Origin of the sequence: Bacillus xiapuensis (genome assembly GCF_002797355.1) — a bacterium.
Classification (GTDB): domain Bacteria; phylum Bacillota; class Bacilli; order Bacillales; family Domibacillaceae; genus Bacillus_CE; species Bacillus_CE xiapuensis.
The window spans coordinates 373828-394520 of the sequence record NZ_KZ454939.1; the positions used below are offsets into that span (position 1 = coordinate 373828).

Genomic DNA, 20693 nt, shown 5'->3' on the forward strand with positions numbered 1-20693 from the left:
GCCTATTCGGGCTTTATTAATTGATAAGGAAAATCGAAATTTCAATTTGCTGAAACATAAGTTAGGCACATTGCGTATCACGAAAAAGTCAAATAAATGGATCGCACAAATTTCTGTCACTACGCCTACTCCTCAAAAAACGGGATTCAAGGTTATGGGAGTTGACTTAGGTTTAAAAGTTCCGGCTGTTGCAGTAACTGATGACGGAAAAGTGCGTTTCTTTGGTAACGGCAGACAGAATAAATATAAAAAGAGAAAGTTTCGTTCTGTTCGTAAAGCATTAGGCAAAAAGAAAAAATTAAATGCTATCCGCAGTTCAAAAAACAAGGAACAGCGTTGGATGAAAGATCAAGACCATAAAGTAAGTCGTGCGATTGTTAATTTTGCTAAAGAAAATGAAATCTCTGTCATTCGTTTAGAACAATTAGCGAATATCAGACAGACGACAAGAACAAGTCGTAAAAACGAAAAGAATTTGCATACATGGTCTTTTTATCGTCTATCTCATTTATTGAGTACAAGGCCAAGTTAGAAGGCATTAAGGTTGAATATGTGAATCCTGTTTATACGAGTCAAACATGTCCTAACTGTTCTGAAAAGAACAAAGCACAAGACCGCAAATACAAGTGTAAATGCGGATTCGAGATACATCGTGATCTAGTAGGTGCTATGAATATTCGATGTGCACCTGTGATTGATGGTAATAGTCAATCAGCATAGGGAACTATAGGTTCTGCCCTATGAGGGGCAATGAGATGCCCTCATCTTGAAGGCTGTTCAAAACAGAAATGGACTGCGAACGCTTAGTCATTCAAGAATCCCACCCGTTTAACCGTAAGGTTTAGGGCTTGCGTCTTTAGACGTGGGAGTCTCAATTGAACATGGATAGTCACACACTTCCTCAATAGCACCCGTTTGCAATCAAATGTACATCTGGCCTCTGCTGAATAAATAGACTTCTTGCTCTTTATATTCAGCGAAAATTGTGAAGGCCTCGTGCTTGAATTTTTTCTCATTCAAAGCCGGCTGCAAAGCTGAAACCAGCGGCACTTGCATCTTTTACTAATCACTTTGCCCCCTGCTGATTGGAAGTGATGATTCCTTTTGCAAAGATTATTACATTCCTTGAATAATTAATCTCACTATAAATGGATGTTCAAAAGGATATGTTCAACTATTTTTCTTCCAAATATTTATAGATAAGTATACTTTTTTAACAGATTCTGCGACTGTCTGGCCTTTTTTTGTTGAGATTGTAAATTGTAAATGTAGGAAATGTTAATGCAGTCTTAATAAATGTTAAATCGTATAAAAAATGCGGTGTTTGTCGAAATAATGTGATTAAATATCCATTGAGAGGAGGACAGATAACGTGAGCAAAATTGAAATTGAGAATCTTTCGAAATCCTATGACCAAAAACACTATGTGTTAAATGGGATCGATGTAACGATAGAAGAAGGGGAGTTTTTCGTACTGGTCGGTCCTTCGGGTTCGGGGAAAAGCACATTGCTGAGAATGATTGCCGGCTTGGAGGAGATATCAGGCGGTACGCTGCGCATGAATGGTCAAGAAGTCAATCACTTGCCTCCAAAGCAGCGGAATTTATCGATGGTTTTTCAAAACTATGCCTTGTATCCGCATTTGACGGTCGAGCAAAACATCTTGTTTGGGCTAAAGGCGAAAAGAGTATCGAAAGAGGAGCAGAAAAAGCGGCTAATTAAAGCAGCAGATATGATGGGGTTAACCGATTATTTAAAGCGCAAGCCGCGCCAATTATCCGGAGGACAGCGCCAGCGGGTAGCGCTCGCTCGCGCGGTAGTCAGCGATGCGCCGCTGTGTTTGATGGACGAACCACTATCCAACCTGGATGCCAAATTGCGTGCGCAAATGAGAACGGAAATCCGCCGGCTACAGCGGCAGCTTGGCTTAACCATGATCTATGTCACTCATGATCAAATTGAGGCAATGACAATGGGCGACCGGATTATGGTGCTGAATGACGGCAAAATCCAGCAGGTCGGCAATCCGATTGAATTATATAACGAGCCGGCTAATTTGTTTGTTGCTTCATTTATTGGCTCGCCGCGGATGAATTTAGGATCAGCTGTGCTGAAAGGAAATGTTCTGTTGATTGAAAACGAATATGAAGTGCTACTTTCAGATCAGACAGTTCATGCACTGCCGCAAAATGAACCGCTAACGGTAGGCATTCGTCCGGAGCATTTAACGCCGGCAACGGGGATGCTGCCATCGCATCAGCTTGAGACGGTGAATGTGGAGCAGTTAGGAAATGAAACGCTCTTGACATTTGCAGCAGGGGAACAGCTGTGGACAGCAAAATGGATCGGACAGCATTTAATTCAAAGCAATGAGACCGTCTCACTTCATATCGGAGAAGAGCATCTGCTGTTTTTTCACACTGAATCAGGTGAGCTGATCCGTTCCGCACAACAAACGAATGGGAATGGGGCAATGGTGAGCGTATGAGTGAAGCATCTTTAACAAATACAACCGTGAATAAAGTCGATGTCCGCAGCATCAAGAGAAAAGAAGCCGCCATCCGATTATTCAAGGGATTCTTGTTTTTGCTGCCTTCGTTATTGCTATTCGGTGTGTTTTTATTTTATCCGATGGTAAAGACCGTTTATTTAAGTCTGTTTTTAACGAACAGCAGCGGGGAAACGACCCTTTTTGTCGGGTTGAAAAATTACATCGAAACGCTGACCTCTCCGCTTTTCTTAAACAGTATGAAGGTGACGGGCTTATTCGTGTTATACACCGTGCCGCCGACGATTATCTTCAGTCTGTTTCTGGCCCTTTTGGCGAATGAAAAGCTTAAAGGAGTCGGCGTATACCGAACAATTTTCTCCTCATCCATGGGGATCTCAACGGCCGCCGCTTCCGTGTTTTGGCTGTTTCTGTTTCATCCGACCATCGGGGGATTGAATCAGATTTTACAATGGATGGGGCTGGACACGATCGCCTGGCTGACCGATCCGCAATGGTCGCTGTTTTCCGTTTCGCTATCGACGATTTGGATGAATACAGGCTTTACCTTTTTAATATTACTCGGCGGATTGCAGTCGATTCACAGCTATTTATATGAAAGTGCGCAAATTGATGGGGCGAGCTACTGGTATCAGCTGAGAAGAATTACGATTCCAATGCTGTCACCGACGCTGTTTTTCGTTGTCACTGTCACATTGATCAATGCCTTTCAAACATTCGGCCAGATTGACATGCTTACAAAAGGCGGACCGCAAAACTCTACCAACCTGATTGTCTATTCTATTTATCGGGATGCTTTTGTAAATTATCAATACGGTCTGGCAAGTACAAAAGCAGTAATTCTTTTCATCATCATTTTGCTGCTGACATTCGTGCAATTTAAGCTGGGTGAAAGGAAGGTGCATTATCAATGAGCATGCCGCTGTATCGCAAGGTTCTCACTTACTTCTTGCTGACAGTGATGGGGGTTGTGGTTTTTGCGCCAACTATCCTCGCTTTTTGGTTAAGCTTTATGTCCAATGAAGATATCTTTTCTGGAAACTTCTTTTCGCCAAAGCTGACGTTTGATAACTACATATTAGCATTTGAACGGTTTCCATTATGGTCCTATTTAATTAATAGCTTCATTGTTTCGCTGGTTATTATGATGGGCCAATTGATTGTTGCCAGCTTGGCCGCCTATGCCTTTGTTTTTCTGAAATTCAAAGGGAGAAATGCTCTGTTCTTCCTATTCCTGGCGACGATGATGATCCCGTTTGAAGCGTCCATCATTCCGAACTTCCAAACAATTCGGGATGCCGGTTTATTAAATACCTATAGCGGATTAGCTTTGCCGTTTTTGGCCACAGCGTTTGGAACGTTCTTGCTTCGGCAGAACTTTAAGCAAATTCCCTATGAATTAAAGGAAGCCAGTGAAATTGTCGGCATGGGAGACTTTCGCTTTTATTTAACGGTTGTCTTGCCTACGGCTAAAACAAGTCTGGTGACATTGGGGGTATACGGCTTTTTAAGCGCATGGAATATGTACTTATGGCCGCTGTTGGCTACGACTGATGACACGGTCCGAACCGTGCAAATTGGTTTGAAGCAGCTTCAGTCTCAAGAACAGATGAACGAATGGGGAGTGATGATGGCTGGTGCCGTGATCGTTGCCATTCCAACTTTGCTTTTATTATTCTTAGGCCAAAAGCAGCTCCAAAAAGGTCTTACAGAGGGTGCTATTAAATAAGGAAAAGGATGTGTTCATATGAAAAAGATGCTTTTATTCATCGGATTATCTGTTCTGCTTGTTGTATTAGCCGCTTGTGGTTCAAAAGAAGAAAAAGCCAATGCAGGTGAGCCGCAAAAAACTAAAGATGGCAAAACGGTCGTGACCTTCTGGCACTCTATGGGAGGTAAAGCGCAAGAATCGCTGGATGAGATTGTGAAAGAATATAACGAATCGCAAGACAAAGTTCAGGTCAATGCCGAGTATCAAGGCACCTACGAAGAGTCGTTGCCTAAGTTTCAAAGCGTAGCCGGTTCAGATGCAGCGCCGACAATGGTGCAGGTGCAGGAAGTTGGTACAATGGCCATGATCAACAGCGGCAAGATTGAACCGATTCAAAAGTTTATCGATGAAGAAAACTATGACATGAAGCAATTGGAAGAAAATATCGTCAATTATTATAATGTGGATGGAAAGTTTTATTCTATGCCGTTTAACTCTTCAACACCAGTGCTTTATTACAATAAGGATGCCTTCAAAAAAGCGGGGCTAGATCCGGAAAAAGCGCCAGCAACATTTGAAGAGGTAGAAGAGTTTTCTAAAAAAATTGTAGAAAGCAATCCGAAGATGAAAGGCTTTGCTCTGCAAGCGTACGGATGGTTATTCGAAGAGCTGCTTGCTAACCAAGGCGGAGAATTATTGAACAATGATAACGGCCGCTCTAAAACTGCGACAAAAGTGGCTTTTGATGAAAAAGGAAAATCCATTTTTGAATGGGTTGAACGAATGAATAAAGACAAAACATTTGCTAATTACGGCACAAATGGTGACAATATGATAGCTGGTTTCTTAGCGGGAGATGTAGCGATGTTTATGCAATCCTCTGCTGCTTTGCGCGATGTGGTGGATAATGCTTCGTTTGAAGTAGGTTCAGCTTATATTCCATATCCTAAAGATGCAGAACGCGAAGGTGTCGTGATCGGCGGAGCTAGCTTATGGATGTCAAAAGGCAAGCCCGCTGAAGAACAAAAAGCAGCATGGGATTTCATGAAGTATTTGCAGACACCAGAAGTGCAAGCAAAATGGCATGTAGGCACTGGTTACTTCGCAATTAATCCGAAGGCCTATGACGTAGATGTAGCGAAAAAAGCGCATAAAGAAATGCCGCAATTGAAAGTAGCCATTGAGCAATTGCAGTCATCAAAATCCTCTTTCGCAACACAAGGAGCTTTGATGGATATGATTCCTGAAGAACGAAAAATTATGGAAACAGCTTTGGAAAGTGTATATAACGGAGAAGACGCGGATAAAGCATTTAAATCTGCTGTCGAGCAAGTAAACGCCGCTATTGAACAAGCGAATGCCGCACGCGGTGAATAATAGATAGAAGAAGAGGGAGGCAGCTGCCTCCTTTTTTTGCAGGAGGATTACTATGACAAAAATATTTGCTCATCGAGGTTGGAAAGGCCAATACCCAGAGAATACATTGCTAAGTTTTCGCAAGGCGTTAGAACTGCAAGTTGATGGATTAGAGTTTGACGTGCAGCTGACAAAAGACGGTGAACTGGTCGTCATCCACGACGAACAGTTGAATCGGACAACGGACGGATCCGGATTTGTTAAGGATCACACTCTTCAAGAATTAAAGGAATACAGTGCAGGAGCTGTATTTCAGGAGCATCCGAATTTTCAGCAGGACTGGAAGGAGGAACGAATTCCGACGTTAACAGAAGTCCTGCAATTGCATCAAGAATTTCCGCATGCGTATTTGAACATTGAACTGAAAACCAGTGTTTTTCGTTATCCGACCATTGAAGAAAAAGTGCTGGACTGTTTAAAACCGTTTCATTGTCATCAGCAAATTATATTTTCTTCCTTTCATCTGCCGACTTTAATCAGATTGCGGCAGCTCGATTCAGAAGCCCATATTGCTTGGCTAATCAACGATTTCGTTCCCCAGCCGGAAGATTACATGCAGACCTTTCAGTTGGATGCATTGCATATTAATCAGCATATTTTGCGATCGGAACCGTATGGAGCGCCGGAGTTAGTTTCCCGGTTACGCGCTTGGACCATCAATGAGGAGCAAATGATGAAAGAAGCTTTTCTAAGCAATATTGATACGGTGATGACGGATCATCCGGACATCGCATTGCGCGTGAAAGATGAAACAAACATTCCTGATTAGCAGTGCGGTTTTGGCGGTATTATGCGCTATAATTATATTTGGAAAAGAAAAGGAAGTAAGCCGATCCGCGCCGCCAGAAATCTTTGCCCATCGCGGAGCTGTCGATCAATGGAATGAGCATACGATCCAAGCCTACAGGCAATCCATACAAGATGGGGCGGATTGGATTGAGATTGATTTGCGGATGACCAAAGATGGAGTGCTCGTTCCGATGCATGATGAGACGATTGAAAGGACAACAACAGGCAAAGGAAAAGTTGAGGACATGACGTGGAAGGAGCTGTCGCAGTTTCAATCGGTTTCGCCCAAGCATACGGCTCCGATTCCAACCCTTGAAGAAGTGTTCCAAACTTTTGGTGATCTGCCGCGTTATTATATTGAAACTAGACTTGTCCGAAACCGGCCTCAAATGGAGAAAGAGCTTGTCCGCCTGTTAAAAAAGCATCGCTTATTGAACAGCCAGCGAGTGATGGTTCAGTCGTTTGATTCCGCCAGTTTACATGAGATGAAACGATTAGCCCCGAATTTGCCGTTCGTGCAATTATATCGAACGAAGAAATTTTCTTTGAAGGAAGCGATTCACAGCCCGTATCCAACGATTGGTTTAGAATCCCGCCATGTCAGCCAGAAGACGGTTGAAGCGCTTCATCAAGCAGGAAAAGAGATCCATGTCTTTTTCAATCAAAGGAACCGGGAAAAAGCGGAGCAAAAAAGAATAAGCCATTTCAATATAGACGGTTACTTCACCAACAACGTCCGTTATACAAAAGCATTATTTCAGCGCTAATAAAGCTGTCTCACAAGTCGGTCTTCCGGCTGTGAGACAGCTTTTTAAAAAGGGAAGAAATGAAGAAGTGACAGGAAAGCTTAGTAAAAGCAGCCATTGTTTCAAGGGGGATAGAATAGTTCCAGCAATAAAAAGGGGTTGGGGGAATAGATTTATTAAAAATAAAAGTATTAATCTATTAGAAAAAAGAAAAATATATAAATTTCAAGACAAAGTAATAAAAAATGTAATTAAGATAATGGTATATGTTTTTTATAGGGGCCGTCCAATCAGTCCTTAAAATAAAAGAGGGTGGAGATAAACGACTCGTTTTTCTCCACCTCTTTTTGGCGGTTTCCGCTATTTCTCTGAAAGCAGCTGACGGATGCCGGCTACTTTCAGGAGGTGGTGGGCTATAGCCACAATCCCGAATAGGGAAACTAAGCGTTTAGTGCTGTGTGATTGTTGTAAGATACTCGCGAATGGCTTCGACCGCTTCGCCGGTGTTGTGGGCTTGTATTGTGACGATTCGGTCCTCGTCATATTGATTCGTCGAATGTTCGTATAAGGGATCATAATAGTATTCGAGCAGCAGCTTTACTGCAGAAGCAAAGCAGTCTGCTTCCAAATCGGATTCAATTTGCTTAGCGATGGGGGTATGAATGCGTCTTTTGATTCGGCGGAATGCCTCTAAACATTCTTGTTTGTAATCCCACGGCTGATAGTCTTCCAATATGTGGATGATTCTTTCTTCAATGGGCATATCAATCACCAGCTGAGTTCCTTGTTCTTTTGCTTTCATTAACTGATCAGGAAGCGTCACTTTTCCGATTCGTTTGCTTTCCCCTTCAAGCAGAAGGTAAGGAGAGGATTGGAATCGTTTCAATTCTTCGGTCAGCAAGGCATCAAATGTTTTTTGGTTATGGGGCTGCAAGCCAATTTGTCCGAATATGGAGCCTCTATGATTCGCAAGACCCTCGAGGTCAATGACCGGGAACCCTTCCTGCCGAAGGCGATGAAGCAAGGCAGTTTTGCCTGATCCTGTATTTCCGTTGATCACATAGACGCGTTGCTTGATATCTAATGCGCAGAGCTGCTCTACGACCCATTGCCGATAGGCGCGGTAGCCTCCTTTCAGGCGAAGAACCGAGATGCCCATTAAAGAAAGAACAGTGGCTGTGGTGCGGCTTCTCATGCCGCCGCGCCAGCAAAATACGGACTTTTCGCCTGGAATCCGGGCAAACTCCTTCACGAACGCAGGCAATTTCGCTGAAACGATTTCAAGGCCGCGCTCCTTCGCTGCTTGCGGGCTTACTTGCTTGTACAATGTTCCGATTTCCGCTCTTTCTTTATCGTCAAAGAACGGGATATTTAAGCTGCCGGGAATGGTAGCCTCTTTATATTCAGATGGTGATCTCACATCAATCATATTAATTTTGCCTTGATCCTTCAATGAGAGTAACTGCTCTATTGAAATATCTTTAAACATTCTATTCCAGCCTTTCTGCTTGCGCGAGATGCTCATTGAAAAAGTCGGCTGCTGTGCCGTTTTTTCATGAATTACAACACGGTGATATGTCCGGGATGTTCTTCCGTCACTTCTCCAATGACCGCCGCTGCTACGCCAGCTGACTGTAAATCAGACAGCAAGCTCTTGGCGTCTTCGCTGGAGACAGCCATTAATAGCCCTCCGGAAGTGACCGCATCGCATAAAATCCATTGATCGATTTGGTCCATCGCTGTCGGGAAAGTTACATCTTCTTTTATATGGGCAAAATTATTTTTTGTTCCGCCTGGCACCGCGCCCGCTTCAGCCAGTTCTCTTACTCTGGGCAGCACAGGGACTTGATCTTTATAAATGCTGAGGCCAGTACGGCTTCCTTTCGCCATTTCCAATGAGTGGCCGAGTAATCCGAAGCCTGTTACGTCCGTACATGCATGGATATTGTAAGATGCCATCGTTTCAGCAGCTGTTTTATTTAATGTTGCCATCACTTTTGTGACATTGGCGATTTCTTCTTCTGTGACCAGTCCGCGTTTAATGGAAGTAGTAGTGATACCGACGCCGATTGGTTTCGTTAGAATCAGCTGATCTCCTGGTTTGGCCCCAGCATTTGTCCGGATTTTCTCCGGATGGATGATCCCCGTAACGGCCAACCCGAATTTCGGCTCTTTATCATCAATAGAGTGACCGCCCACTAATGTGGCACCTGCTTCCTGCAATTTATCTCCAGCTCCGCGCAAAATCTCAGTCAAAATGTTCTTGTCTAGTGAAGAGATCGGAAACGCCACAATATTTAATGCGGTAAGCGGTTTTCCTCCCATTGCATAAATATCACTGATAGCATTCGCGGCAGCCACTTGTCCGAATGAATAAGGGTCATCAACAATCGGAGTGAAGAAGTCAACGGTCTGAACAATGGCTAAATCATCGTTCAAACGGTATACACCTGCATCATCACTTGTATCTAAACCAACTAATACATCGGGATTCGGTGCGGCGGGCGGCAACTCTCTTAATACTTGAACTAAATCAGCAGGCCCGATTTTACAGCCGCAGCCCCCTTTTGAAGAAAGTGAGGTAAGCTTAATTTGATTCGTTTCTGCCATGAGAAAACAACCTTTCTATGCAATTGATATATATATTATAGAACAATCTGTTCGTAAAGCGAAATTTATTGTACAACGAAAGTGGAATTTTGAGGAATTATCCAATGGAAACCAGTGAATTATGTTATAATATTATGTCTGAAAATAATCATCATAGGAGGTTACCATGTCACAATTAGATTTGCCACCGCAGCCTCAGCCTGCGAATCATAAAAAAGTCCTTTGGCTTGTCGGGGCGTTTTTATTGATTGCAGCTGTTGGATTGCTTTATGTAAAATGGTGGCCTTATTACAACAAAACGATTACGGCCGCGACTACGCATTCGATCGGCTCATCCATTTTAGGAGATCTGTCGGAGACGGCGCCTTCCTGGCAAGCGGCTTTGGATTATGCCGCTGTTTATTTCCAATCTGTTTGGAAAGCAGCGATCTTAGGAGTTCTGCTCGGGTCCTTACTTCAAGTCTTGCTGCCGACACAATGGCTTCTGAAGTTCCTCGGAAAAGCCTCATTTGGCAGCACAGCGATTGCTGGAGCAGCTTCGGTTCCAAGTATGATGTGCACTTGCTGTGCCGCACCCATCGCTGTTGGACTTCGGAAAAAGCAAGTATCGATCGGAGCAGCATTGGCCTATTGGATCGGAAACCCCATGATCAATCCAGCGACCCTGGTTTTTATGGCTTTCGTATTGTCTTGGGAATTTACCGTCATTCGTCTTGTATTCGGGCTGCTTTTAACTTTTGGGGTCAGCTATATAGCGAATCGTTTAGTGAAAGAACGCCAGTCCGTCAATATTGATCAACTCGTCGCTGAGACCGAACTTAAGGGTAGCTTTTTATCCAGATGGTTCAAAAGCATGGGTAGCATGCTGCTTTACATTGTGCCGGCATATGTTGTATCCGTCTTGCTCCTAGGAGCGGGCCGTGTTTGGCTATTCCCGCAATTGAGTGAAACAGCTGCGAACAGTTTACTGGCGATCATTTTATTTGCAGTGGCGGGAACGCTGTTTGTGATTCCAACGGCCGCCGAAATTCCAATTATCCAAGCATTTCTTTCTCTTGGCCTTGGAGCAGGACCAGCTGCAGCCTTGCTGATTACATTACCGGCCGTCAGTTTGCCTTCTTTAATAATGGTAGCTAAGTCCTTTCCGAAGAAAGTCTTATTATTCGTGGCTGCTTCAGTCATTATTCTCGGGGTAGTTAGCGGCTTAGTCGGCAAAGCCATTTTATAGCAGGGGAATGTTCGTCAGTACTTGGCGATTCCAGAAAATATAGCATTCCGTCCATTTGATATACTTGCGCGTTTATTGGCTCTTCGCTGTTTTTAAATGAAGCGGGGAAGAACGGATACGTGTATAAGAAGAGACGCTGCATATAGTGCCAAGGATTTTATCATTTTTTCTTGCTTTTCAAGCAGTAAGCTGTTTGAAAGTATTTGAACACCTCTCATTTATTAATAGACAAGGAGTCTTGCCTAATTTTCAACTAAGATGTGTAACCTAAAAAAAGGCGGCCTCGCTGTATAAATCTTTAATAAATTCACAACCTAAGTTGATGACTTTAATGGGAGGGAAGCAATATGGATCTAAAACGCGCCAAACAAATCGTTTCATCTTCTGCTGATATTGATGTGAAATTTCAAGGGGCCTCCGTCTGGATCGATCAATTGCATGAAGATGAAAAAATGGCCACTGTTCATTTAAGAGGCCCGCTTGAAGAAAGAACGCAGGTGGCGATTGCTGATTTAGTGGAAGCGGAGGATTAACAAGGAAGCCTGTTCTGCTTAGGCAGAGCGGGTTTCTTTTTCATTCTGCAAGACGTGTCACCCAAACAGCCAGCCCCTCCTATCTCGAAGCAATAAGCGAAAGCTGGATGAAATGCTAGAAAGAACGGATACAAATACAAAACAATACCCTAATATTCTCAGCCAAAGTTAAAATCCCCAAAAAACGGCTCCGTATCCAGAAAAATAAAAATTACTGAACAGAAATGCGTAGACCTCTTCAGTTTTCCAAGCCGGCCTGATATTATAAAAACATAACCCTATCAGCAATAGTCAAATAAAAAAGGAACAGCACTTTCCGCTTTCTAACGTTCTTGCTTAGTGCGAACCATAAGCGCACATAAAATCCCAGGGACATTCGCACCCGAATTCTAAGATGTTTTTTCCTTTTTCTTCAACTTATTATAAATTTATACCCTGTCTTTTAAAGAAAAGTAGCGAATTTTGGTGAAAAATGTCGATTCACCCCCATTTCAAGCCAAAATCGCCGTCGCACTCTACATGAGTGCGTGGATTGAAATTATTTTCTTATTCAAGAATTAGGCTCTGAACATGGTCGCACTCTACATGAGTGCGTGGATTGAAATGCGATAGTAAGACGGCATAGAGTCGTACATCAATGTCGCACTCTACATGAGTGCGTGGATTGAAATTATTTTCTTATTCAAGAATTAGGCTCTGAACATGGTCGCACTCTACATGAGTGCGTGGATTGAAATGCGATAGTAAGACGGCATAGAGTCGTACATCAATGTCGCACTCTACATGAGTGCGTGGATTGAAATATAGTTTTTTCAGCAGCATCTTTTCTTACTAAAGTCGCACTCTACATGAGTGCGTGGATTGAAATACTCTGGGCTTGACCGTTCGTCGACTGGTAATACGTCGCACTCTACATGAGTGCGTGGATTGAAATATAACTGAATCAATTAAGACGGGCTGAACCATAAGTCGCACTCTACATGAGTGCGTGGATTGAAATATTGCTAACTTACAAGAAAAAAAGGAGGGTTGATGTCGCACTCTACATGAGTGCGTGGATTGAAATATGTGCGGGCGGATCGCGGCAACGAATGGGTTGTGGTCGCACTCTACATGAGTGCGTGGATTGAAATCCGGAAGCAAACAGCGATACAGCCTATACACGCGTCGCACTCTACATGAGTGCGTGGATTGAAATGGTTTTTGTGTTTTTGTACTGCAACCTGGCAGCCGGTCGCACTCTACATGAGTGCGTGGATTGAAATGATTCGCACGTTTTTATTTACGGCGCTCTTAGCCGTCGCACTCTACATGAGTGCGTGGATTGAAATAAATCATCGGCAAGAAAAATGGATCAATGTTTATGTCGCACTCTACATGAGTGCGTGGATTGAAATTCGATTTTAGAATAATAAGAACGATCAATCCCAGTCGCACTCTACATGAGAGCGTGGATTGAAATTGCTGTTGAGTTAGACGGCGGGAGGTTGGCTCGGGTCGCACTCTACATGAGTGCGTGGATTGAAATGAGCCTGCTTTAATACTAGTAAAAGTGGAATTATCAGATTATCTACACTGGCGTACCCCTTCCCAATTCACGGCACGCTTGAGTATCTGACCCCTGTTCAATATAAAACCATAGATTCTTAAAAATATTCAGCATAGCGCGGACATTCCAGCAACTTGTATTTTCTGCAATTTATCTCCTATAAGAACGCGGAGCGCATATGAAACTATGACTGGAGAAAAAAAGTCAATCCCAACGCCGGTTGCCACATTCCTATAAAGGGATGGATGAAAACAGCTATAGCTTATGAGGAGGAGAAAAAGATGTCGAATTATTGGCAGCGTCCAGAAATCAAAATCCCTAAAACGAAAAGCGAATGGATATGGGATATTATAGGCTTCTTCTTTTTCTTTGCCTCCATCTTGTTTCTGTTCATCGTTTGGGGGAACCTTCCAGAAAAGGTGCCTGCCCATTATGGCTTCTCTGGGGAAGTAAACAGATGGGGATCAAAGTGGGAACTGCTTATCCTTCCTGGAACGGGAGTATTTCTGCTTCTTTTGATGACGGCAATGGAAAGACATCCTGAAATGCACAATTACCCTCGCCGCTTTAATGAATCAAATGCTGAAGCCTTTTATCGGCACAGCCGAAAGATCGTAAATCAGCTCAAGAATATTTGCTTGCTCCTTTTTGCGTTCATTCAAGTTACAACCATTCTGATTGCTTTAGGCTACAAGATAAACCTAAATCAATGGTTTCTCCCCGTCATTATTGTCAGTACGGGATGGCCTATCGTGATTGGGCTTATTAAACAAAAAAAGATTAAATAATGGCTCATCTGCGGCCGGCCTTGCTAGAATGATAGAGAAAAGGAGGGATAACTGTGAGTGTACATAAAGAGATATCTCTGCATGCACAAAAGCAAAACCAGCTTTATCAGCAATTCATTGCGTTGGATGACAAGCGGGAGCATTTTATTGAAGAAGCGGTGGAATTGTGCAAAGCCGGCCGGGAGTTTACGACGGACCGCATTAATCAGGTGACGGAGCAAATCAATCGCTTGGCCAACCATCGGCTGATTCCCAGCCGTAAATGGGTCACAGAGGAAATGGTGCGTGAATATGTGAAGAAGCTGCAAGAAAACTGATAAAAGGGTGAAAGTCTGTTTCGCTCGCTGAACGCCTTACGAGAAATCGTAAGGCGTTTTTTGTTCCGCGTGCAAGCTTTCTCCTTCTAGAATGGGGTGGGGAATCTGAAATAAAAATAGGATAGTATGTAACCTACCTATTCGATTCGCTCGGTCTTGCAAGATGCGGGTGACAAAGGTGCTGCAGGGGATAACAGAAAGTCTTTGATGTGTGGAGGTTCTTTTTATGAGAGTGGGGATCCCTGCCTTTTTGTATCCAGCCGCCGCTAGTATGCTTTTTTTTGTTTCTTTTGCTCAATAGGGATTTTATTGCGTGTTCAAGAATATAGAAAATTGAGAATAATAAATAAATTATAAAGGCGGAGGGGTTATTATGAAGGGGCTTGTATCGTTTTTCAATAAATTGATGCAGCGCTATTTGCCGGATCCATTTATTTTCGTAATCATTCTCACTTTTTTTGTTGCTGGATTAGCGCTGCTTCTGACGGACAGCGGGCCATCCCAATTAGTGGAGTACTGGGGCGGCGGATTTTGGGATTTGCTGGCCTTTGCGATGCAGATGGTGCTGGTCCTGGTTACTGGACATGCGCTGGCAAGCAGTCCGCTTTTTAAAAAAGGACTGGGACAGCTGGCTTCCATCCCTCGATCGCCGGGGCAGGCGATTATTCTTGTATCGCTGATTTCCTTAGCGGCATGCTGGATTAATTGGGGATTTGGACTGGTGATTGGCGCTTTGTTCGCTAAAGAAATAGCGAAAAGAATGGAAGCGGTGGATTACAGGCTGTTAATTGCTAGCGCTTATAGCGGATTTGTGATTTGGCATGGGGGATTGTCAGGCTCTGTACCGCTTACGATAGCGACTTCTGGGCATTTTTCGGAAAAGGTGATCGGGGTTGTTCCAACGAGCGAAACACTGTTTTCAACGTATAATTTAGTGATTGTGGCGGCTCTTTTCGCAGTAATTCCTGTGATGAACCGCCTGATGATGCCAGGGAAAGATCAAACGGTGGCGGTTGACCGGTCGCTGCTGGAAGAGAAGGATGTGGAGCGGACGGCAGCCGCCAGGGAGAAGACTCCCGCAGACCGGTTAGAAAACAGCCGGCTGATCTCGCTGGCAACAGGATTATTAGGGCTTTTGTTCTTAATCTTTTATGTGCAGGAAGAGGGACTGAATCTTAACTTGGATATCGTTAATTTTATTTTTTTATTTCTGGGAATTCTTCTTCACGGTACGCCGAAACGTTTTTTGGAAGCGGTGGGAAACGCGGTGAAAGGAGGGAGCGGCATTATCATTCAATTTCCGTTTTATGCGGGATTGATGGGCATTATGGTATCTTCAGGGCTGGCGGATGTGCTTTCGGAAGCGTTCGTCTCCATTTCCACGGAGGATACTTTTCATGTGCTTGTTTTTTGGAGTGCCGGTCTTGTAAATTTCTTCGTGCCTTCAGGCGGAGGGCAATGGGCCGTGCAGGCACCGGTGATGCTTGAAGCGGCGCAAACCATGGATGTTTCCCTGTCTAAAACCGCTATGGCGGTGGCATGGGGAGATGCATGGACGAATATGATTCAGCCGTTTTGGGCATTGCCGGCACTGGCCATTGCGGGGCTTAAAGCGAAAGATATTATGGGATTTTGTCTGATCACTTTATTGGTAAGCGGTGTGGTGATTTCCCTCGGGCTGTTTTTCTTGTGATCGACAGACCGTTGTAACCAAAAAATGCGGCCATGGAATCGAAAGCGATTTCATGGCCGGTGCAATGCTTCGCTTAACGGAATAATTTTTCAACTTTGAAATAAAAAGATCCAAACGCCGAGCGCGTGATTCATTTAATCAAATTTTTTATACGTTTTTCCGTATTTTAAAACGCTGAAAATGGCTTTCCCGTCGCTGGGATGATTCTCTCCGTAGTCAATTGGAAGAAGGGCAAAGAACACATAATAAATAGAAAAATAAACAAATTGGTAAAAGAAGAGGTGCTTTGGCCAAATGTCTGCCAAGATCATTCCATTGACAATGATGATCGATAAAATATTGAACAGGGAGCCTCCCGCATAAATAAGGGCATGCTTCCAGCGCCGTTCTTTGCGAATCTTGTCGTAAATGCAGGCGGCATCTGTGAAGTAAAACTGGCGAATTTCTATTTTGCCGAGCTTCAGGAGCTTTTTTCCTTTGCCGATAATTAGCTCAGTTCTAGCCCCGAATAGCTTAGCAAAAAAAACGTGACCTGTTATATGAATTAAAAAAGTAGCCGGCAATGTGATGAAAAAAGCCCAAGCAAAGGTTACCATATCGTCTAAAGTAAACATGAACATCCCTCCTTTTCAAGCTTTATCCTGCTTGCAAGATCCCCTTCTCTCCCCTCTTCAAGAATGAAAGGGGGACTAAAAGTCAACGCAGAAGATCACGGAGCCTGCATGCCCGTTACATTGTGATAAAGGCGTTGCCATGTCAGCTAATGTTCTTTTCAACAGCGGCCGATGAAAGCCTCTCCCGCTGATTAAAGGTTTTCACTATTATTTTGTAGCTATACCTCCTTCCATTGAAAGAAAACCTATTCTCCAAAATAGCGACAAAAGTAGGGTTGAAGCTTGGAGCTTTGTTCCTTTTGTTCAAAAGAAAGCTGCGGCAATGAAAGAAAGACTGTTGTATATTTATAAAAAGATATTGAATAATTATTTATAATTACGTATAATTATAAAAAATAAACGACGGGTTCAGCTTTGCACTCCAACGTGCAACAGCTGTCCAGTAAAATACAGCAGGAGAGGTTTGAGAAATATGGATGCAACGAAAAAGACAATAAGTATAAATGTTTATGTATTAATATTTAGCCTCATTCTATTGTCGGCGTTATTGACTCATTTCATGCCGGCGGGGCAGTTTGAAAGAGTGGAAGTAGATGGCCGCAGTGTGGTAAAGGCGGATACCTTTCAATTTACGGACGGAAATCCGCTCGGCTTTTTAGATATATTCAGCAGTATTCATGGCGGTATGGTGCAGGGGGCCGAAACGATTTTCTTCGTATTAATCATCGGAGGGGCATTTGGCGTTTTATCAGCCACAGGTGCATTAGATGCGTTCCTTGGAATGCTGTCACGCAAGCTGGGACGTCATGATAAACTGGTTATTCCTTTGCTGATGCTTTTCTTTGCTGCCGGGGGATCGCTGATGGGCATGTCCGATGAAACGATGGTCTATGTTGGCGTGCTGGTGCCCTTAGCGATTGCTTTAGGCTTTGATGCGATGACCGGATTGGCGATTGTCATGATCGGAGCATCGGTTGGTTTTACTTCAGCTGTTATGAATCCATTTACAATAGGTATCGCGCAAGGTATCGCGGAGCTGCCGACATTTTCTGGGATCGGTTTTCGTCTTGTTTTATTTGTAGTCTTATATTCAGCGGCTGTTGCGTACGTGTGGCGCCATGCCGCAAAAGTGAAAAAGAATCCGGCTGCCGGCATTTACGGCAAGTTTCAGCATGTGAATAAAGAAGAACTGTTAAAGGGACAAGGGAAAATGGAAATGAGACATAAATGGGTCATGGCGATATTTTTGCTTAACTTCCTTGTTCTCATGTATGGGGTGATTCAATTTGGCTGGTACATTCCAGAAATAGCGGGGTTATTCTTATTATTCGGTATATTGATGGGGCTGTTTGGCAAACTGTCGCCGGGGAAAATTGCAGATCATTTCATTAAAGGAGCCGGCGATTTAATCGGAGGCGCATTGATTATCGGATTAGCCCAAGCAATTCTAGTCATCTTTAATACAGCCGGCACTATGGATACGATTCTTTATTATTCTGCGGGTGTGCTGGATTCATTGCCGCCGGCCATCTCCGCTGTGGGAATGTTTTTCTTCCAGCTTGGGCTGAATTTCCTAGTTCCTTCTGGGAGCGGACAGGCGGCTTTAACGATGCCATTGCTTGCGCCATTGTCAGATATGATCGGCATCACTAGACAAACAGCAGTTCTGGCATTTCAGTTCGGCGATGGGATGTCCAATATCATCTTTCCAACAGTCGGCTACCTGATGGCTTCGCTTGCCATTGCGGGCATCTCATGGGGAAAATGGCTGAAGTGGTTTTTCCCTTTTTTCTTAATAGAAATAGCGATCGCTGTAATCGCCCTTATAATCGCACAATGGATCCAATACGGCCCATTTTAAGGAAAGGAAGAGGTATGTTATGACCGCGACTATTGTGAACGAGCAATTAATCAAGCAGGCAATTGCGGACCGGCGCTTCCTGCATCAGTATCCAGAGCTGTCTGGACAAGAATATGAAACAGGAAAATTTATCCGCAAGCGGCTGCAGGCTTTAAATATAGAGATATTAAATGAACAGCCGCCGAGCGTGATCGGCTTTATCAAAGGAACAGCGGGTGAGAAGACGATTGCTTTAAGAGCGGATATCGACGCGCTTCCGATCACAGAAGAAGGAGATAAACCATATATTTCACGATTTCCTGGCGTAGCACATATGTGCGGACATGACGGACATACGGCGGTTTTGCTGGCGGCGGCCGAGTGGCTGGCTAATCATCGGTCTGAAGTGCAGCCGAATGTTGTTCTGATCTTTCAATCCGCGGAGGAAATTACGCCAAGCGGAGCGGAGACGCTCGTGAAACAAGGGGTGTTAGACGGGGTGGACACAATCTTTGGCCTGCATTTGTGGCAGGGGCTTGAAAAAGGGAAAATGGGGCTTGTTCATGGGCCAATGATGGCTTCGATCGATGATTTTGAAATTACGATTAAAGGCTACGGCGGTCACGGTTCGATGCCGCACGAAACCGTTGATCCAATTTATGTGGCCACTCACGTCATTCAGTCCCTGCAAAGCATTGTGAGCCGCAAATTAAATCCGATAGAAGCCGGCGTAATATCAGTCGGAAAGATAGAAGCCGGCACTACCCATAATATAATTCCTAGCACAGCCAAATTAATTGGAACGCTCCGTGCTTTGACTCCTCAAGCGGTGCAAACGATCAAGCAGCAAATGGTTCAGCTGGCAACAGGGGTATGCCAAGCGTTTGGCGCGAAGGCCGAAGTGGAGTTTATTGTGGGAACGCCGCCGCTTGTCAACGATCTGAAAGAATCTCAATTCGTGGAATCGGTTATTCGCCGTTCATTCGGTGATGAGAAGTTTACAGCTGTGGCTCCTGTTATGGGGGGAGAGGATTTCTCTTATTATTTGCAGCAAAAGCCAGGTGCATTTGTTTTTGTCGGTATGGGCGGGGAAAAGAGCGCCTATCCTCATCACCATCCTCGCTTTGACATTGACGAGGATGTGCTGCCCGATGCGATTAAACTATTGATTGAAATTGTCAGACAGTACAACTAATTGGACATGTCCGTGTGTAAGAGATGGTTCGCTGACGGGCGCATGAACGGAAAGGGAGCGGGCAAGCCTTGACATTTTCCGCTTTTTTCGTTACAATGAACCTATCAATTTTCATATTCCTGCTAAGGGGAGTAGCTTTTACAGCAAAGTCGTCATTACGGAGTGCATCGCTCTCGGCTTTGTTGGCAACGAGTGTTGTTAGCAAGACCTTACCGAATGGTAAAGGTCTTTTTTATGAATAGAACCTATACCATTCGCGGTATAGGTTCTATTTGTTTAATCGCTGGCTTACAGAAGGAGGTGCGTAGCCGCAGGCTGCTTCTAGACGTTTTACGATTCATGATACAATAAACGATTAATAAATGGAGGATTTCAAATGTTAAAAAAAATATTTGCATCGATGTTAGTGTTCAGTTTATGTTTAGCTCCTGTCGGTAATTGGCTGGATTCAAGCGCTGATTCGGCAAGCGCCAAATCGTACAAGTCCGGCAAGAAGTCATTTAATTCATCCAACAGCAACAGCCCGTCGCTGTTTCAAAAAGATAAAGATCAAGATGTCAAGAAGCAAAATTCGATGACATCTGCGAAAAAAGCGACAGATACCAAGATGAAAAAAGGCGGGTTTTTAAAAGGAATGATGCTTGGCGGATTGGCTGGGCTGCTATTGGGCGGATTGCTCGGTGATCTCGGCATCTTAGGCTCCATCCTCGGATTCATGATTAATGTACTCGCTATTATTGCGATTATCATGATCGTCCGCAAAATCTTTAATACCCTGAAGAAAAAACGTAAGGAAGATCACGCATGGGAAAGATAAAAATTGCTGAGCAAGATATTGTAAATGCGATTTGTTTACATGCAGCAAGCAGCAAGAAAATTTCTCCCGAAGAAGTGAAAGTCGAGTTGATGTACGATGATGAATATGGATATTCGGCTGAAATTTATTGGTCGGGCCGGAAGCAAATTTTAGCGGCAGCTCATTTGATTGAAGCGCTTCGTTTTTGGATTGAGGCGGAGTTAAACATGGATCCTTATGCGGCAAGGATTGATCTAGTTCTCGATGATGAAGAGGGAATCATTGCTTTTGTGTGGTAGGCAAGAAAAGTTATACATGATGGGAAAATATTCTATTTCACCGAAAGTATAGACGAAAGC

The 20693-nt window shown here is 43.8% G+C and carries 20 protein-coding genes, 1 pseudogene and 1 CRISPR repeat array; of the genes and pseudogenes, 18 read left to right on the plus strand and 3 right to left on the minus strand.

Annotated elements, in window-relative coordinates; genetic code table 11:
- Nucleotides 1–154 precede the first annotated feature (154 nt).
- From CEF20_RS01870 to CEF20_RS16950, 9 genes and pseudogenes are all read left to right on the plus strand, one after another.
- Nucleotides 155–513, plus strand: a pseudogene (locus CEF20_RS01870) (IS200/IS605 family accessory protein TnpB-related protein); the annotation flags it as partial.
- Nucleotides 514–552: 39 nt separating this feature from the next.
- Entirely contained in the window at nt 553–720 is a 168-nt protein-coding gene (locus tag CEF20_RS16945; protein WP_408607796.1) for a zinc ribbon domain-containing protein, read from the plus strand.
- Between the two features lie 652 nt (nt 721–1372).
- Nucleotides 1373–2488 (plus strand): ABC transporter ATP-binding protein, encoded by a 1116-nt coding sequence (locus CEF20_RS01875; protein WP_100330235.1) that lies wholly within the window; start codon nt 1373–1375, stop codon nt 2486–2488.
- Complete coding sequence (locus CEF20_RS01880) at nt 2485–3423, plus strand: carbohydrate ABC transporter permease (RefSeq protein ID WP_100330236.1); 939 nt, start codon at nt 2485–2487, stop codon at nt 3421–3423. Before CEF20_RS01875 ends, CEF20_RS01880 begins: the two co-directional genes overlap by 4 nt.
- Entirely contained in the window at nt 3420–4238 is an 819-nt protein-coding gene (locus CEF20_RS01885; RefSeq protein WP_100330237.1) for a carbohydrate ABC transporter permease, read from the plus strand. The genes CEF20_RS01880 and CEF20_RS01885 overlap by 4 nt, the downstream gene beginning before the upstream one ends.
- Before the next feature lie 18 nt (nt 4239–4256).
- Nucleotides 4257–5597, plus strand: coding sequence for an ABC transporter substrate-binding protein (locus CEF20_RS01890; protein WP_100330238.1), 1341 nt, complete (start codon nt 4257–4259; stop codon nt 5595–5597).
- 52 nt (nt 5598–5649) lie between these two features.
- Nucleotides 5650–6405, plus strand: coding sequence for a glycerophosphodiester phosphodiesterase (locus tag CEF20_RS01895; RefSeq protein WP_100330239.1), 756 nt, complete (start codon nt 5650–5652; stop codon nt 6403–6405).
- A complete protein-coding gene (locus tag CEF20_RS01900; protein ID WP_100330240.1) occupies nt 6383–7192 on the plus strand; it encodes a glycerophosphodiester phosphodiesterase in 810 nt (269 codons plus the stop codon). Before CEF20_RS01895 ends, CEF20_RS01900 begins: the two co-directional genes overlap by 23 nt.
- A gap of 31 nt (nt 7193–7223) precedes the next feature.
- Entirely contained in the window at nt 7224–7472 is a 249-nt protein-coding gene (locus CEF20_RS16950) for a hypothetical protein (protein WP_232713334.1), read from the plus strand.
- 147 nt (nt 7473–7619) lie between these two features.
- Here the strand turns inward: CEF20_RS16950 and mnmH are convergent, their stop codons facing one another.
- Together mnmH and selD are read right to left on the minus strand one after the other, a co-directional pair.
- On the minus strand, nt 7620–8660 hold the full coding sequence (mnmH, locus tag CEF20_RS01910) for a tRNA 2-selenouridine(34) synthase MnmH (RefSeq protein ID WP_100330242.1): 1041 nt from the start codon (nt 8658–8660) through the stop codon (nt 7620–7622).
- A 71-nt stretch (nt 8661–8731) separates the two neighbouring features.
- Nucleotides 8732–9781, minus strand: coding sequence for a selenide, water dikinase SelD (gene selD, locus CEF20_RS01915; protein ID WP_100330243.1), 1050 nt, complete (start codon nt 9779–9781; stop codon nt 8732–8734).
- Nucleotides 9782–9947: 166 nt separating this feature from the next.
- Here selD and CEF20_RS01920 point away from each other — a divergent pair, with 166 nt between their 5' ends.
- From CEF20_RS01920 to CEF20_RS01940, 5 genes are all read left to right on the plus strand, one after another.
- On the plus strand, nt 9948–11009 hold the full coding sequence (locus CEF20_RS01920; protein WP_100330244.1) for a permease: 1062 nt from the start codon (nt 9948–9950) through the stop codon (nt 11007–11009).
- 347 nt (nt 11010–11356) lie between these two features.
- A complete protein-coding gene (locus CEF20_RS01925; RefSeq protein WP_100330245.1) occupies nt 11357–11542 on the plus strand; it encodes an H-type small acid-soluble spore protein in 186 nt (61 codons plus the stop codon).
- Between the two features lie 507 nt (nt 11543–12049).
- Nucleotides 12050–13070: direct repeats of the CRISPR family, unit length 32 nt; unit sequence GTCGCACTCTACATGAGTGCGTGGATTGAAAT.
- Between the two features lie 302 nt (nt 13071–13372).
- The gene (locus CEF20_RS01930) at nt 13373–13879 is read left to right on the plus strand and encodes a DUF1648 domain-containing protein (protein ID WP_100330246.1); all 507 of its coding nucleotides are present in this window, start codon (nt 13373–13375) and stop codon (nt 13877–13879) included.
- A 53-nt stretch (nt 13880–13932) separates the two neighbouring features.
- Complete coding sequence (locus CEF20_RS01935; RefSeq protein WP_100330247.1) at nt 13933–14196, plus strand: DUF2533 family protein; 264 nt, start codon at nt 13933–13935, stop codon at nt 14194–14196.
- A 373-nt stretch (nt 14197–14569) separates the two neighbouring features.
- Nucleotides 14570–15889, plus strand: coding sequence for a short-chain fatty acid transporter (locus CEF20_RS01940; RefSeq protein WP_100330248.1), 1320 nt, complete (start codon nt 14570–14572; stop codon nt 15887–15889).
- 134 nt (nt 15890–16023) lie between these two features.
- Here the strand turns inward: CEF20_RS01940 and CEF20_RS01945 are convergent, their stop codons facing one another.
- On the minus strand, nt 16024–16503 hold the full coding sequence (locus CEF20_RS01945) for a hypothetical protein (protein WP_100330249.1): 480 nt from the start codon (nt 16501–16503) through the stop codon (nt 16024–16026).
- Between the two features lie 472 nt (nt 16504–16975).
- Between CEF20_RS01945 and CEF20_RS01950 the strand changes: the two genes are divergently transcribed.
- The 4 genes from CEF20_RS01950 (at nt 16976) to CEF20_RS01965 (ending at nt 20633) form a co-directional block, all read left to right on the plus strand.
- Nucleotides 16976–18364: a YfcC family protein gene (locus CEF20_RS01950; RefSeq protein WP_100330250.1), complete on the plus strand. Its 1389-nt coding sequence runs from the start codon at nt 16976–16978 to the stop codon at nt 18362–18364.
- A gap of 19 nt (nt 18365–18383) precedes the next feature.
- Nucleotides 18384–19538 carry a M20 metallopeptidase family protein gene (locus CEF20_RS01955; RefSeq protein ID WP_100330251.1) on the plus strand — a complete coding sequence of 385 codons (1155 nt, stop codon included), beginning with the start codon at nt 18384–18386 and terminating at the stop codon, nt 19536–19538.
- A gap of 376 nt (nt 19539–19914) precedes the next feature.
- On the plus strand, nt 19915–20355 hold the full coding sequence (locus tag CEF20_RS01960) for a hypothetical protein (RefSeq protein ID WP_100330252.1): 441 nt from the start codon (nt 19915–19917) through the stop codon (nt 20353–20355).
- Nucleotides 20343–20633, plus strand: coding sequence for a YxcD family protein (locus tag CEF20_RS01965; protein WP_100330253.1), 291 nt, complete (start codon nt 20343–20345; stop codon nt 20631–20633). The genes CEF20_RS01960 and CEF20_RS01965 overlap by 13 nt, the downstream gene beginning before the upstream one ends.
- Nucleotides 20634–20693: the final 60 nt, after the last annotated feature.